This is a genomic window from Velocimicrobium porci (assembly GCF_009696045.1).
Classification (GTDB): Bacteria; Bacillota; Clostridia; order Lachnospirales; family Lachnospiraceae; genus Velocimicrobium; species Velocimicrobium porci.
Genome location: NZ_VUMT01000012.1, coordinates 1 through 15055, shown reverse-complemented (window position 1 = coordinate 15055; position 15055 = coordinate 1). Strand labels below are relative to the sequence as shown.

Annotated in this window: 17 protein-coding genes; 9 read left to right on the top strand and 8 right to left on the bottom strand. The window is 30.9% G+C overall.

Annotation, left to right across the window (positions count from 1 at the left end; genetic code table 11):
• The first annotated feature begins 2 nt into the window (after positions 1-2).
• The 9 genes from FYJ58_RS08915 to FYJ58_RS08875 all read left to right on the top strand — a co-directional run bounded on the left by FYJ58_RS08915 (position 3) and on the right by FYJ58_RS08875 (position 7574).
• The gene (locus FYJ58_RS08915) at positions 3-866 is read left to right on the top strand and encodes a tRNA 2-thiocytidine biosynthesis TtcA family protein (protein ID WP_154519390.1); all 864 of its coding nucleotides are present in this window, start codon (positions 3-5) and stop codon (positions 864-866) included.
• Between the two features lie 222 nt (positions 867-1088).
• On the top strand, positions 1089-1994 hold the full coding sequence (locus FYJ58_RS08910; protein ID WP_154519389.1) for a hypothetical protein: 906 nt from the start codon (positions 1089-1091) through the stop codon (positions 1992-1994).
• A gap of 38 nt (positions 1995-2032) precedes the next feature.
• On the top strand, positions 2033-2566 hold the full coding sequence (locus FYJ58_RS08905) for a DUF308 domain-containing protein (RefSeq protein ID WP_154519388.1): 534 nt from the start codon (positions 2033-2035) through the stop codon (positions 2564-2566).
• Positions 2567-2585: 19 nt separating this feature from the next.
• On the top strand, positions 2586-3086 hold the full coding sequence (locus FYJ58_RS08900; protein WP_154519387.1) for a DNA-deoxyinosine glycosylase: 501 nt from the start codon (positions 2586-2588) through the stop codon (positions 3084-3086).
• 65 nt (positions 3087-3151) lie between these two features.
• Positions 3152-4093 (top strand): Na/Pi cotransporter family protein, encoded by a 942-nt coding sequence (locus FYJ58_RS08895; protein ID WP_205839211.1) that lies wholly within the window; start codon positions 3152-3154, stop codon positions 4091-4093.
• Between the two features lie 95 nt (positions 4094-4188).
• Positions 4189-4785 carry a type IV toxin-antitoxin system AbiEi family antitoxin domain-containing protein gene (locus tag FYJ58_RS08890; protein WP_154519385.1) on the top strand — a complete coding sequence of 199 codons (597 nt, stop codon included), beginning with the start codon at positions 4189-4191 and terminating at the stop codon, positions 4783-4785.
• Between the two features lie 197 nt (positions 4786-4982).
• Positions 4983-6206, top strand: a complete 1224-nt coding sequence (locus FYJ58_RS08885; protein ID WP_154519384.1) for a hypothetical protein — start codon at positions 4983-4985, stop codon at positions 6204-6206.
• Positions 6207-6370: 164 nt separating this feature from the next.
• Entirely contained in the window at positions 6371-6952 is a 582-nt protein-coding gene (locus FYJ58_RS08880) for a tyrosine-type recombinase/integrase (RefSeq protein ID WP_154519383.1), read from the top strand.
• Between the two features lie 124 nt (positions 6953-7076).
• Positions 7077-7574, top strand: coding sequence for a prolyl-tRNA synthetase associated domain-containing protein (locus FYJ58_RS08875; protein WP_154519382.1), 498 nt, complete (start codon positions 7077-7079; stop codon positions 7572-7574).
• A gap of 122 nt (positions 7575-7696) precedes the next feature.
• Here the strand turns inward: FYJ58_RS08875 and FYJ58_RS08870 are convergent, their stop codons facing one another.
• The 8 genes from FYJ58_RS08870 to FYJ58_RS15360 all read right to left on the bottom strand — a co-directional run.
• Positions 7697-8758 carry a tyrosine-type recombinase/integrase gene (locus FYJ58_RS08870; protein ID WP_154519381.1) on the bottom strand — a complete coding sequence of 354 codons (1062 nt, stop codon included), beginning with the start codon at positions 8756-8758 and terminating at the stop codon, positions 7697-7699.
• Between the two features lie 43 nt (positions 8759-8801).
• A complete protein-coding gene (locus FYJ58_RS08865; RefSeq protein ID WP_154519380.1) occupies positions 8802-10538 on the bottom strand; it encodes a M14 family zinc carboxypeptidase in 1737 nt (578 codons plus the stop codon).
• A 123-nt stretch (positions 10539-10661) separates the two neighbouring features.
• Positions 10662-11027, bottom strand: a complete 366-nt coding sequence (locus FYJ58_RS08860; protein WP_328597826.1) for a BlaI/MecI/CopY family transcriptional regulator — start codon at positions 11025-11027, stop codon at positions 10662-10664.
• Positions 11028-11186: 159 nt separating this feature from the next.
• Positions 11187-12107, bottom strand: coding sequence for an RluA family pseudouridine synthase (locus FYJ58_RS08855; RefSeq protein ID WP_154519379.1), 921 nt, complete (start codon positions 12105-12107; stop codon positions 11187-11189).
• A gap of 9 nt (positions 12108-12116) precedes the next feature.
• On the bottom strand, positions 12117-12620 hold the full coding sequence (gene lspA / locus FYJ58_RS08850) for a signal peptidase II (RefSeq protein ID WP_154519378.1): 504 nt from the start codon (positions 12618-12620) through the stop codon (positions 12117-12119).
• A 45-nt stretch (positions 12621-12665) separates the two neighbouring features.
• Positions 12666-13760 carry a 3-dehydroquinate synthase gene (gene aroB / locus FYJ58_RS08845; protein WP_408647380.1) on the bottom strand — a complete coding sequence of 365 codons (1095 nt, stop codon included), beginning with the start codon at positions 13758-13760 and terminating at the stop codon, positions 12666-12668.
• A gap of 49 nt (positions 13761-13809) precedes the next feature.
• Positions 13810-14871, bottom strand: a complete 1062-nt coding sequence (locus FYJ58_RS08840) for a DivIVA domain-containing protein (RefSeq protein ID WP_154519376.1) — start codon at positions 14869-14871, stop codon at positions 13810-13812.
• A gap of 13 nt (positions 14872-14884) precedes the next feature.
• A partial coding sequence (locus tag FYJ58_RS15360; RefSeq protein WP_205839217.1) for a DivIVA domain-containing protein occupies positions 14885-15055 on the bottom strand: 171 nt, incomplete at its 5' end.

Genomic DNA, 15055 nt, shown 5'->3' with positions numbered 1-15055 from the left:
AGATGGAACGATATCAAGAAATTGAACGGAGTATAATTAAACGTTATAGAAAATCAATTTGGAGAAAATTTATTGAGGGAATTAAAGAATATGAATTGATTGAAGAAGGGGATAAAATAGCGGTATGTATTTCTGGTGGCAAAGATTCCATGCTTTTGGCAAAATGTATGCAGGAGATAAAAAAACACGGGCAGGTAAATTTTGAACTGGAATTCATTGTTATGGATCCCGGATATAATCAGGTTAATCGCGAGAAAATTATTGAAAATGCCAAAATTATGAATATACCGATAACTATTTTTAATACAGAGATTTTTGATACTGTTGTTAATATTGAAGAAAATCCATGCTATCTCTGTGCAAGAATGAGAAGAGGTTATCTATATAAAAAGGCACAATCTTTGGGTTGCAATAAGATAGCATTGGGACATCATTTTGATGATGTAATAGAAACTATCTTAATGAGTATTTTATATGGTGGACAATTTACAACAATGATGCCAAAATTAAAAAGTACAAATCATCCGGGTATGGAATTAATACGTCCGCTTTATTATGTAAAGGAAAAAGATATTATTCGCTGGATGGAATATAATGAGTTAGAATTTATTCAATGTGCATGTCGATTTACTGAAAATATTGCACATGCGGAAAATGCCGCTGATGTATCGAAAAGACAGGAAATGAAACAACTTATCAATAAATTTAGAGAAACGAGCGACATTATTGATATGAATATATTTAAAAGTATGTACAATGTTAATTTGAATACAGTAATATCATACCAGCAAAATGGTGAAAAACATCATTTTTTAGAACGTTTTCATGAAAAAGAAAAATATTCTCTCGGTGAACAATCGAAATGATTCAATTAATTATATAGTATTAGATTTTATAAAAATTTTACCTGTATTCGAAAAAATTAATAGGATTCCCTCTTTATTTATGTTATAATTGAAAAAAGTCTTCTTTTTGTTAGGATAATATAAATTGTTTTCTCACTATAGGAGCAAATTTAATGTACAAACGTTGGAAAACAGGATAATTTTTATTACTTGGCAAAAAGAAGTGGAAGAGAGGGAGTCAACATGAAAAAAATATCAACGAAATATTCAAAATTTATTTCAATTGGAGCATTGGTTTTATTGATTTGTATTTTTTTAATACCAATTTTATTGCGACGATTTGAAAATGAACCGGTAATTTCTGCGTCGTCAAATTCTTATTCTTCATATGACAGATTTTATTCGGAAGAATTAAAAGAATTTCGTTCAAATCCAACAGATATAAAAGAAATCGCCAATTCAGATTTAAAAGTAGAATCTGTTTTGTGTGAGGAGAATATAATTGATATTTGCTATAAGCTGACATCAAAAAATGAAAGTCTGTTTCCATCAGAGTATCCTGCGAAAATGCGATTAGTTTTGGAAGGTGGAACAAAATATTTCTTATCAATTTCTAATTTTGCAACAGAGAACAATGGGGATGATAGTTATTATATTGCTGTTTGCGAAGATCCGAAAGAAATTTTAGGCAATCTTTCTAATCAGGCAGGAGAAAAGGCTACATTAACACTCTATACTCTAAATGACAAAAAGAAAGCAGAATTTAATTTTCAATTTCCAGAGAAATTATATGAAAAGAATCGAATATCAGTAAATAAAAAATATACTTTGGCAAATGGAAAATCACTAATGGTTAAGCAAGTTACTCAACATGCCATATATTCTTCAATTGAATATTCATGCGATAAATTAAAAAAAAGTCAGGGGTATATTTTAGATATTTTTGATGAAAAGGGAAATAAATACACTTGTCTTGGTGGAGAAGCTTCGGAAAATCAACTAAATTCAGAGCAATCTTCTCATATTTTAAATTATGAACCTTTTACAGGGGAAATAATTTTTTTCAGAACGTATTTTCATGATGCTTCATCTGAGAAAATTACAGAACCGGAATACTTAAATTCCAGTGAAGAAATTAAGCTTAAGTAATAGGCAATTCAGATTAAATTGTATAAAGGAGTTTTGTAGTGATTCAACTGTTGAAAAAATTTAGAATTTATTTAATTCCATTGGCTGCTGTAATCTGCATCGTTTTTCCATCTCATTTAACAATTGCTCTTCCTTATATGATTGGTGGCTCAATGGTTATTGTTGGTTTTGTTTATGAATGGAATGCAATAAGGAAAAAAGAATACAAGACATTAGAAACAGCCGAAACAGCACAGGCATTGATTCTTTTAATAATGGGAACATTTATTATTTTGAAACATGAAAATTCGATAGGTATTTTAGGGTATACATGGGGTGGCTTTGGTCTGATGAAAGGTACCAAAGAGTTAAATATTGCATTTTATAAACTGTCTGTTCACTTAAAATTTGGAATTGAATTAATTCAGGCTATTGTTACAATTGGTTTAGCATTAATTTTAATATCGGATCCATTTGAAAAATTCACACATCATGTCATGTTTTTGGGATTTGAAATGCTTGCTACTACACTAAAGATTTATCACGAGGAATATATAGCGGTACCAGAAAGAAATTTCGAAGATAACGAATAAAATTAAAGGAATGAATAAAATGGAAAAGAAAAAAACAGAACATGTGACTCATACATTCGGACCTGTATATAATAAAGATTCAGAAATATTAATATTAGGATCTTTCCCATCTGTGAAATCAAGAGAGGGAGAATTTTATTATCATCATCCTCAAAATCGATTTTGGAAAGTATTGAGTTATCTATTAGATGTAGAACAACCTGTTTCGATTGAAGAAAAAAAGCAGTTGTTGCTAAAAAATCATATTGCTTTGTGGGATGTTATTGAAAGTTGTGACATTTGTGGTTCGAGCGATAGCAGTATAAAAAATGTAGTGCCAAATGATATTCCATCACTTCTTAAGCAAACAAACATAAAAAAAATTGTAGTTAATGGTGGAAAAGCTGACGAACTTTATAAGCGATATTGTTTAAAACAGACGGAGATTAAAGCAATAAGATTACCATCTACAAGTCCGGCAAACGCTATTTGGTCGTTTGAACGTTTGATTAATGAATGGGAACGAATATTTTCGGATTAACAGAATATAATATACAAATTAAAAGTATCACAAATGTGATACTTTTTCATTTTAGGATAATAATCATGACAAGTTCGAATTTTATAAAATTACTCAGTGGTCTGACATTCTTCTTCTTCGGCATGCAGATGATGAAGGAGGAGTTAGAACATCTGGCAGGTAATAAAATGCAGATCCTTTTAGAAAAATTCACTTCAACAAAATGTCTTGGAATCATCACGGCAACACTTGTAACCGCGTTTGTCCAATCGTCTTCACTTATTACGGTTATGACAGTTAGCCTTGTTGGTTCTAAAATTATGACTTTAAAGCAAGCAACATGGATTATTATGGGAGCCAATATCGGAACTACATTTACCAGTCAAATGCTAGCATTTGATTTAGGTTATATTGCTCCTGTAATTGCATTTTTAGGAATGATTCTTATAACTTTTTTTAAAAAAAAGAAATTTCATGTGTTTGGAAATCTGCTTTCTGGTATTGGCGTATTATATATTGGGATGGAAACTATGAGTCAGGCAATGCTCCCGTTAAAAAATAATCCATTTTTTGTTGAAATGCTTACAAATTTTACAAATCCATTCATCGGCGTTGTAATTGGAACTATATTTACAGCAATTATACAATCTTCTTCGGCATCAGTTGGAATATTACAGGCATTAGCGGGAAGTGGATTAATTAATTTATCAAGCTCTGTTTACATCTTGTTTGGGCAAAATATAGGAACTTGTATTACATCTGTTTTGGCTTCTATCGGAGCAAATCGTTCTGCAAAAGAAGCAATGTTAGTGCATTTACTCTTTAATGTTATTAGCATGGTTGTATTTATACCTCTTTTTTTATGGACTCCCCTAGAATCACTTTTTATAGCCTTCACCCCTGAGCATATAGAAACGCAGATAGCAAATATACATACTTTTTTAAATATAGGAACTACCATTATATTATTTCCATTTGATAAATGGTTAAGTCAGTTCGCAAAAAAAGTTGCAGAATATATTAAATAAAATAGAAAAATTTATTTGTATTTACATTCGTATAATTATATTTTATAATAGATATACAAATGTAAATCTAAAAGGAAAAAGGAAATGAAAATTATATGAATTATGAACAAGCATTAGAAAAATTTATTGCAGAATCAGATGGAACGATTTTAACCAAAGATGTTGAAGACCTTGGAATTCCAAGACAATATTTAAATCAATTTCAAAAAGAGGGAAAACTAGAGCATGTTTCTCATGGAATTTATATCACAGCTCGGACAAAATTGGATCAATTATATTATATTCAGCTTCGTTCAAAACAGATTATTTTTTCCGGTAAAACAGCCCTAGTACTTCATCATCTTGTTGATACAATACCGGATAAGATTTATGTTACCGTACCACAGACTTATGCCACAAACCGACTTAGAGAATCAGGTTTAGGCGTTATGACAGTCAAACCTGAATTACATGAACTTGGAAAAATAGAATATCTTACAAAGTATAACCATTTGATACAAATATATGATAAGGAACGAACAATATGTGATATTGTAAAGGCACGTAATAAATTAGAAAAAGATTACGTTTATAGTGTTTTAAAAGCTTATACAAAAGAAAAAGAGAAAGATTATCATAAGCTAATGAATTATGCAAAAAAATTGAGGATTAGAAGTGTACTATCACAGTATTTGGAAATTTTAATGGCATGACTGCTTGTTGTATAATAAATGAATCTATTAATTATACGAAAGAAAAAGCTAAAAAATGTTAGAAAAAATTAAATAACAAAAGGATTTTTTATGCTATACTTTTCTATATTGAAGCAATATAGAATTTAGGAAAAAGGAAAGGAGAAGCTACCAAAACAAAGGGGATATTTATTTCTATTTTGAGTAGCAGGCTGCAAATGAAAAGAAGAAATATAAAACACAAAAAACATAAGAAATTTTGGTTTGTTTTATCAGGACTTATTATTTTATTAGGACTAACCATTTTATCAAATCATATATTCAATCGAAACTATAATAACTTAAGTAAGACCGATAGAACGATGCTCTCACAGTTAAATATGTTGTATTCTGAAACAGAGTTAAAAGAAAAGAAACTATGGAAACAATATGACTTAAGAGAACTTCCAATTGTTTTAGTAAGGAAGGGGGATTGTCTTAATTTTTCGGGTGATACAATAAATCTGTTACGTGGAAATGCTTATGCCATCGGGGTCAAAGGATTAGAAAATAAATGGTATGCACAGAAAATTGATATGCCGGCTTCTTATCATCTGCCAGATGTCTATCGATTATCTGTTTTAACACCAGGGATTGGAGCTACGTGGAGTCCCTTCGGTAATTTTCAGACGATTGGTTCTAATATGAAATTAGGAGAATCTTCTCATGTTTATTATATGAAATATAACAAGAAAAATTTAGAACATGCCTTAAAGCCAAGCCAGTATTTTGTTCCATTTCTTTCACATGAATTATTTCATTATACAATTCAAAATGATTGGGGAACAGAAAAGGAAATTATATTATCAGGTAAATCAAAAGAATGGTTTTCTTATCTCGGTTTACAATACGCTAGTTTAGATGTGTTGTTAGGACAACTAAACTCCTATGACTATAAAGAATTAAAGAGGGCAGTTGCTGATTATGTGACAATTTCTGAGTATAGAAAGTTATTAGATCCAATTGATTACGTAGAAGAAAAGAAACATGAAACAGTGGAGGGAACAGCAACTTATGTTGGGATAAAGGCATCTTCTTGCACCGATACACCAAAGTTAAAATTACTATCTGGAATTAAGTCTGATAAAGATAGAAAGTTTTCTGTTCTTTTTTCTGCTATTGCAGAAAATTCAGGCTATACATCAGAAATTAAATGGAATCGATATGATTCCGGCGCATTACTCTGTATGACGTTAGATCGATTATATCATTCGCATGTGTGGCAGGATTCTTTGAATGCACAATCCGTAAAAAAGCCGGTTACACTTTACGATTTAATAAAAGATTATTATAATACAAAGAATCTTGAAAAATACGCAAGATCAATCGAAGAAATTAAGAAAGAGTATCACTTTGAAAAGATAGAAGAGCAGGCAGAAAAAATAGAAAAGCAAGTGAATTAAAACGATGCCTATAAAACCAGCAAAGTTCGTATTCTGTAATAGAATACGAACTTTACTGGTTTTATTAGGGTTTGACAGATTAGCGGCGAACTTTTACTTGTTTTTTTACGAACTATTATGTAAAATAAAAATAGGAAAATATTATATGAAATGAGGTACCTAGTTTGGCAAATAAAAAGACATTATCTTTGACAAAAGAATCCTATTTGGAAATAGTTCAACTAATAAGAAATGGATTTGATTATGGAGATGGCAAACATTTCCGAGGAAATGAACGATTAGCAACAATATTAAATCTTGAGGCAAATTTAGGACTTAGAATCTCCGATGTCCTTCAACTAAGGTTAATTGATATTGTGCTGGATGGTGACCGTTATCGGTTAGACATTATTGAAAAAAAGACAAAAAAGGCAAGAACCTTTACAGTTCCAATGGAAGTTTATCTTTATATCCAAAATTATGCAATACGTGCAGGGATTCGTCCGGAAGCCCGATTGTTCCCAATTACAGTAAGAGCAGTGCAAAAGCAGCTTAAGATTGTCGCGGATTATATGGGATTAGACTGCATTTCAACGCATAGTTTTCGAAAGTATTTTGCCACGGATATTTATGTCAATTCAGATTATAATATCGAATTAGTTCGCGTGCTTCTTCAGCATAGTTCTGTCGTAACGACACAAAGATACATTGGAATACAGCAGAAAGAATTAGAACGGGCGTTACAAAATCATGTGAAAATCGTGTAATCTTTCCATATAATAGTTGTTCAAGAAAGAAAAAGAAGGAAAAGTAGTTGATATCTTGTACGAAATTAGATAAACTTAATATATAAAATTAGAAATGTAATTTTAAATAATAGGAGAGAAGATTATGATTCAAGAAGTTGAAAAAGAGGTTTACAAAGTACTAGATGAATTAAATATTCCATTTTCAAGAACAGAACATGAGCCAACGATTACTTGTGAGGAAGCAGATAAATGTATGGGACATTTAACTGGTATTCCTAGTAAAAGTTTATTTTTAACGAATAAGAAAAAAACAGATTTTTATCTCGTAATAATGAATGGAAATAAGCCATTAAAGATTAAGGAATTCTCACCTTTGGTTGGAGAAAAACATGTTAGCTTTGCTTCTGAAGAAAAATTAGTAGAATATTTGAATTTAAAACCAGGTATGGTATCTGTATTCGGACTTATAAATAACAAAGAGCATGATATCAAAGTTGTTGTAGATACGGAAATCTTAGAAAGAGAGAAGATTACATTCCATCCAAATATTAATACAGCAACAATTGAAATTAGCGTTGATGATATGTTCCGATTTATCGAATATATGGGAAATCCACTTATAAAAGTGCAATTTCCATAATGGTATAAAGAAAAAAATACTTATTATACAAAAGCAAAATCCAATTAAGAAGTCACACCTTTTTATTGATAATTGATATAAGTAAAAGGGTGTGACTTCCTAATTATAACTAATAACAAATACTAGCTTTCTCTTAATTTAACTACATTTGCTGCCTTACGTTTACGGTCTTCATCAAGTGCAGCATAGTGCTTTTTTGTCGTATTTACATCATTATGTCCTAACACTTCGGCAACAAGATAAATATCACCTGTTTCCCGGTATAAAGTAGTTCCATAAGTACTGCGAAGTTTATGCGGTGTAATATGTTTTAGGGTTGTAATTTGGCTTGCATAATCGGATACTAAGTTTTCAATTGCACGAACAGTCATTCTTCTTTTTTGGATAGATAGAAATAAAGCATTTTCGTGACCAGGCAAAGGAGTAATAGCAGTGCGACTGACTTCTATATAATTTCGCAATGCTTCTTCAACTTCAATTCCAAAGTATACAAAATCTTCCTTTCCACCTTTTCGAATAATTTTAATTCGGTCATTTTTAAAATCAACATCATTTAAGTCTAAGCCAACACATTCTGATACACGAATTCCAGTTCCAAGCAAAAGGGTAAAAATTGCCAAATTCCTTAATTTATTTTGTTTAAAATAAGTTTTTTTTCGTCCAGTTAAATTAGGACTTCCATGTTCTACCAAATCTAACAGCATAGCAACTTCATCATAATCTAAGCGAACAATCTCTTTCGAATGAATTTTGGGCATATCCACAAGTAAGGATGGATTTGTTTTCAATAATTTTCTACGGTTAAAATAGTAATAAAATGAACGGAGAGAAGATAGTTTTCTATGAATTCCACGTTCATCGTTTGTATAACTTTTTCCATCCTGATTTTGATACAATTTTAGATATTCTAAATATTCTTCAATGTCCACGGATTCTAACTGTTCTAAATCTTCTAATTTAAAATCGGTTGTATTATATGTTTTAAATTGTGGATTTGTTTGAATTAAAAATTGAAAAAAAACACGAAGATCGTATACATAAGAAATTCTTGTTTTAGTCGAAGTTTTTGGTTCAATTGCCCGAAAATATTCCTTACAAAAACCAGGGAGTGTTGTCAATAATTCTCGTAATTTCGAAGTATTATCAATAGTAAGTTGCTTATTATATGAAATATTTTCATTCATTTTAATCAATTCCTTTCCTTGTTTTGCTAAATATATAATGAAATTAATCATATAAACTGGCAGTAGCCACCCATATTTCTTTATTTTTATTCCAAATTGACGGAAATTCTTTGATTGAAACCGGACATTGTGATCTTCCGATTTCAATGGTTGCAGTTGGAATGTGCTTGCATATAGAAGTCCAGTCACCGAGCCCTGCAGCGTCTTTCTTGTTATAACTTCCGTTTATTGGCATATAATTGGTCAGACGTTTAATTTCTGAAACCAATTTTTTTGACCTATTTAATAGTTCTCCTTTTTGACCAAAATACCAATATATAACAGAACCCATTGCATGATAATTAAGTGTTGCAACTGGTTTTTGCAGGTTAATTGTTTTTATAATAGCTTGTGTTTCTTTTTCAGATGCCGGCATAGTTCCTTTATAATAGGCACTATTTGGATGTTTGTAGTTTCTTGCTGAAGTTTTCCATCCTGGACTAAAATTTCGATTTAAGTCAACGCCACGTGCATTTGCTTTCCATTTTTTATAAAAGGAGAATGAACCGTTTCCATATTTTTTTCCTATCTTTTCTACATTACGACGCAAAGTAGCATTATGAATTCCTTTTAAGCCAAATTGACTGATGGAAACACCGTCTGGATTCAACATTGGTATCAAATGAATACATACGTTATCAAATAATTCACTATAATAGCGACCTTTATAAATTCCATTGTAATAATTACTACAATAATATTCTAACTGTCTCATGGTAAGCTGGGATGTCATATATTCTCTTGCATGAATAGCAGAATTAATGACGATATTCTTAGTGGCATTTGGATTACCAAGAGTGATTTCACAAATTTTTCGATTATCATAAGAGTTTCCAATTGTTGTTACATGAATACGATCGCCATATTTTTTTTGTAATTGCCTAATGTCGGTTTCCATTGCAGTGTATGTATATCTAGAAGATGAAGGATCAACAATAGATAGCTTTTTAGGTGAAAAAGAATCGGCTCTTTTTGTTACAGTTACTTTTATGGAATCCGATATCGCTTTATTCCCTTTTACAAAAACCGAAATCTTTGCTTTTCCTTGCTTTTTTGCTTTTATGATTCCATTGGTCGAAACAGTAGCAACATCAGGATTAGAAGATTTCCAGACCAAGGTAGGAATTTTAGAAGTCTTTGGAGAAATAGTATAATCTAATTTTCTTGTTTGACTGACTGCTAATGTAATCGAAGAAGATTCAAGATACTGGTATGTAATTTTCTTTATATTTGATATTATATGAATATTAAGTGGAAGAGTATATACCGTATTTTTATCATATGATAAGTCAGTTATCTTTATATTTATTTTACAATTCCCTATGCCTTTTGGAGTAATTATACCTTTATTGCTTACAGTGGCAACGGATGTATTTGTAGCCTTATATGAAATTTTGTAATTAGCCGGAAGATTTTTTATCTTTGGAACATTTCCTTTTTTACCATATACAATCGTTAATTCTTTTTGGGATAACAAAGGGATCTCTTTAGGGATTGGATTCGGCTCAGAACTTGTAACAGGCTCTGAAGTTGGTGTTGGCTCAGGACTTGTGACAGGTTCTGAAGTTGGTGTTGGCTCAGGACTTGCAGTAGGTTCTGAAATTAGTGTTGAATCTGAAGTTACAGTAGGTTCTGAAGTTGGATTCGGTTCTGAAACGGTATCCGAATATGCAATTTTCCCCGAAAAAAGAATAAAAGTAAAACAGAAAAAAAATAATAACGTTGATTTGAATTTGTACATTTTTTATAAACTCCTTATTTCTCTTCGCAAAACAGGGATTTGGCGAAGAGTTATTTTGATATAAAAACACATGTTTTTATACTGTTCTTATTACTACACTACAGCTAATATCATAATAAAAAATTATAGCTTATATTCATTAATAATTCGTTCTAATTCAAGAACTTCACTCGTTGACAACGTTTGATTCCCAATATATTCTGTTAAAAAATTACTGAGTGAACCATTGTACAATTTGTTTAATAATGCCTGTGTTTCTATAATTTGAATGGTTCGCTTTGGAATTGCGGCTTTACATAAAAAACCAGGATCTTCTCTAATAATGGCACCTTTATCAATTAAACGTTTGATGACTGTATAGGTGGTATTTTTTTCCCATCCAATATATTCTTTTATAATTTTTGAGATATCTTTTGCAGCCAATACTTTATTGGACCATAAAAGTTCCATTATATTTAATTCACCTTCATGAAGTCGTATTTCCTTCACAAAAACACCTCCATTAATATTACCTTTAACAAAATAATAAGAATCAAACTCTACACTTGTAGAAATTATCAATTAAATTCTACATTATTAGAATAAAAAAGTCAACTTATTATGTAATACTTTTGCAACATAATTAATTTTTTAGTAATACCTATCAATTTATCTTAGTTGTTGTAATAAGTGATTAAAATATTCAGGCAGAGGTGCCTCAAATTCCATATATTGATTTCTTGTAGGATGAATAAAGCCAAGTACTCTCGCATGGAGTGTCTGACCTTCTAAATAGCTAAATTTTGTTTTTTTAGGACCATAGACATCATCCCCTAATAGCGGATGATTAATACTTGCCATATGAACTCGAATCTGATGCGTTCTTCCTGTTTCCAGCATACACTCAATATGTGAAAATTGCTGAAGATTTTCTAAAACGGTATAGTGAGTTACCGCTGATTTCCCATTTTTTTGGTTAATTGCCATCTTTTTTCGGTCAATCGGATGACGTCCTATTGGACCTTCTATCGTACCTGTTAAATCAGCGAAATTACCATATACGATTGCATCATACTTTCTTGTTATCGAATGTTCTTTTAACTGTTTTGCAAGGCAATTGTGTGCTTTATCATTTTTACAGGCGACAATAACACCGGTTGTATTCATATCAATCCGATGAACAATACCCGGTCGCATAACACCATTTATCCCGGAAAGATTGTTCTTGCAATGATATAGTAACGCATTTACAATCGTTCCTGAATAATGTCCTGGTGCAGGATGCACTACCATATTTTTAGGTTTGTTAATTAATATTACATCATCATCTTCATAAATAATATCAAGAGGTATTGGCTCAGGTTCAATATCTAGGTCAACAGGTGCAGGAATTGCAACCGATATCGTATCTCCAACTGATAGCTTATAATTTGCTTTTAATATTTTATTATTCTTAGTAACAAGACCATCTTGAATTAGTTTTTGAATATAGGAACGTGAAAGTTCTTGATTTTTTTCCGTGAGATATTTATCAATTCGTTTATTTTTATCTTCATCCGTTACTAAGAAAGTAAGTAATTGATTTTCCATTTTAAAATTTTATTCTCCTTTTTTCTTTGATAAACATGTAAAATCATCTTCTTTGTAATAAAAAAGACATAATAAAAGCAATAAAATTGTAGCTACTGTTACATAACAATCGGCCACATTAAAAATTGGAAAGTCAATCAATTCAAAATAGAAAAAATCAATCACATACCGGTTTATAATACGGTCAATAAAATTTCCAATCGCTCCTGATGCAATTAAAATCAAAGTATATTCCATAGGCAGATAATGCTTTGTATCTGGTAATTTTATATAAACATAACACAGTAAAAGCATGATTGCTAATGTTAATACAACTAAAAAAATTGTTTTATTTTGAAATATTCCAAAAGCTGCACCTCTGTTTTCAAGGTACTGAAGAGAAAACACCCCTGGAATAATAGATAAACCCTCTGTTCCCTCTAAAAAATATTTTGCCAATTGCTTTGTTGCCTGATCAATAATTACAAGTAACAAAAGAATACTTACGCCTTTTCGTGCTTTTTTCTGATTCATAGGTTACCTCATCTCTTAAAATCTCTTAAAATCTCTTAAAATCTCTTAAATTAGTATTAACTGAACAGCACTCTCAATCTCCTGTTCTGTAATTGTTTTGTCGATATATGCGGCGCCAATTGAATGAAGTAAAATGAATTTAATTTGTCCAGCTTCCATTTTTTTATCATTTCTTGTAGTTTGCGCAATTATTTTTGATGAAAAAGAAACATTAGATAAGCAAACCGGAAGTTTAAATTGTTTTAATGTTTCTTTTATATCTTCCAATTCATCAATGGAAAGATTTCCATGTTCATAAGACAATTGTGCTGCTGCTACGATTCCTAATGAAACACACTCGCCATGAAGATAACTAAAATTTAATTGTTTTTCAATTGAATGTCCAACTGTATGACCGAAATTCAACAATGCTCTTTCGCCGTTTTCATGTGGATCCGATTCAACAACTTGTTTTTTTATCGAACAGCTTCGATAAATCATTTCGGTCAAACTTTCATTTTCTCTGGATAAAATGGAGGAACTGTTACTTTTCAACCATCGATAATATGATTTGTCCTTAATCAGACCATGTTTTATAATTTCACCAAAGCCGGAATAGTATTCTCGTTCTGGTAAAGTATTCAACACCTGAAGGTTGATGTATACTGCACTTGGCTGATGAAAGGCACCGACCATATTTTTGTAGGATAAATAATCTACTCCGGTCTTTCCACCAATACTGCTATCGACCATTGCCAATAAAGAAGTTGGAAGCTGTATAAAGCGAATTCCTCTTAAATAAGTCGCAGCGGCAAATCCTGTCATATCTCCAACAACCCCACCACCCAATGCAATTAAAATATCTTTTCTGTCAAACTGATAACTGATTAATGTATGGTAGATTTTTTGAATTGTTTCAATATTTTTATTCGCTTCTCCAGGCTCTAATGTTAAAATTTCGACAAAAGGTATTGATTGATTTACAATTGATTTTACTTCTTGGGCATAATGAATACCGATATTTGAGTCCGTTACAATTAATGCTTTTCCATGTTCTAATTGCAATTTATCAATGACAGAAGAAAGCTTGTTATAATTGTTTTCGATATATATGGTATAAATTGGATTATCCTCTTTTGTTATAATCAATTCTTTATTTATAATATCCATAAACAGTCCCTCCTTTATATATAACACTTATAAGAAGAATTTAAAGGAATTCAAATGTATCATCAAAATTATCATTTTTTTCTTGTACAGAAGTTTCTTGTGAGCTTGTAATTTTTTTATGAATGTACAAACGTTCCGGTCTGGTAATACGTATTTTGTCTGGTCTTTTCAATTCCGTTTTTGCCTCTTGCCTGATTGGTTTCTTTTCCGGAGCAAAAGCTTCTAAAGAAGAACTGTTAATAGAAGATATATTTTCTGTGAGTTCTTTTTTTACAATTTCATTTAATGTTAAATCTTCATTTTTTTGCTCTGAATGGCTAATATTTGTATTATTATTACTTTGTTCTACATGTGTAGTACTTTCTACAACGATAGGTTTTTGTTCTACATCTGCAGAATCAGGTGCTTTACGAACCATTTCTGTAGATTCCATCTCTGGCATTTCTATTTTAGGTATATTAACTTCAGGAATATCAATATCTGGAATATTTATTACCGGAATTGTATCATCTGATTTCTCATCTTTTATTTCTTCTTCAGGTGAAGTTATTTCTGGCTCTACTGCTCTACTTTTGTTTATATTTGGTATTTTAATATCTGCATTTTTTGTTTCTTCTTCCTTTAAAAAGTCAGGTGTATCAGCGATATTATTTAACCGTAAATGAAATGCATCTGATTCCATTAATTCAAGCTGTGCAGATACAAGCTGTTTATACTGAGAGCGATAATTTTCATATTGCTGTAATAAGGTCACTGTCTGATTGTGGATTTTTTCGGCCTGCTTTTTTGCATCTTCAATAATATAACGTGCCTGTGCCTGTGCTTTTTGTTCAATTGCATTTGCTTTTGAAATAGAAGCATTTTTCGTTTCTTCAGCAGCCTTTTCCGCTACAACAAGCGTTTTTTGTAATGTCTTTTCTAAATCTTTATAATATTGAAGACCATCACTTAATACGGAAAGCTTATCTTTCAATTCTAAATTTTCTTTATATAATTGTTCATAATCTTTGAATACTTCTTCGAGAAATTCATCCATTTCATTTTTCTTATATCCACGTCCGGTTTTTAGTGGTCTGTTTTGCATTTCTACAGGTGTTAACATAAAGTTACCTCCTCTATATGTATTTTGATATTATTATTTTGTAACGTTTTTTCTTTGTTTGTTCAATTGCATTTGCTTTTGAAATAGAAGCATTTTTCGTTTCTTCAGCAGCCTTTTCCGCTACAACAAGCGTTTTTTGTAATGTCTTTTCTAAATCTTTATAATATTGAAGACCATCACTTAA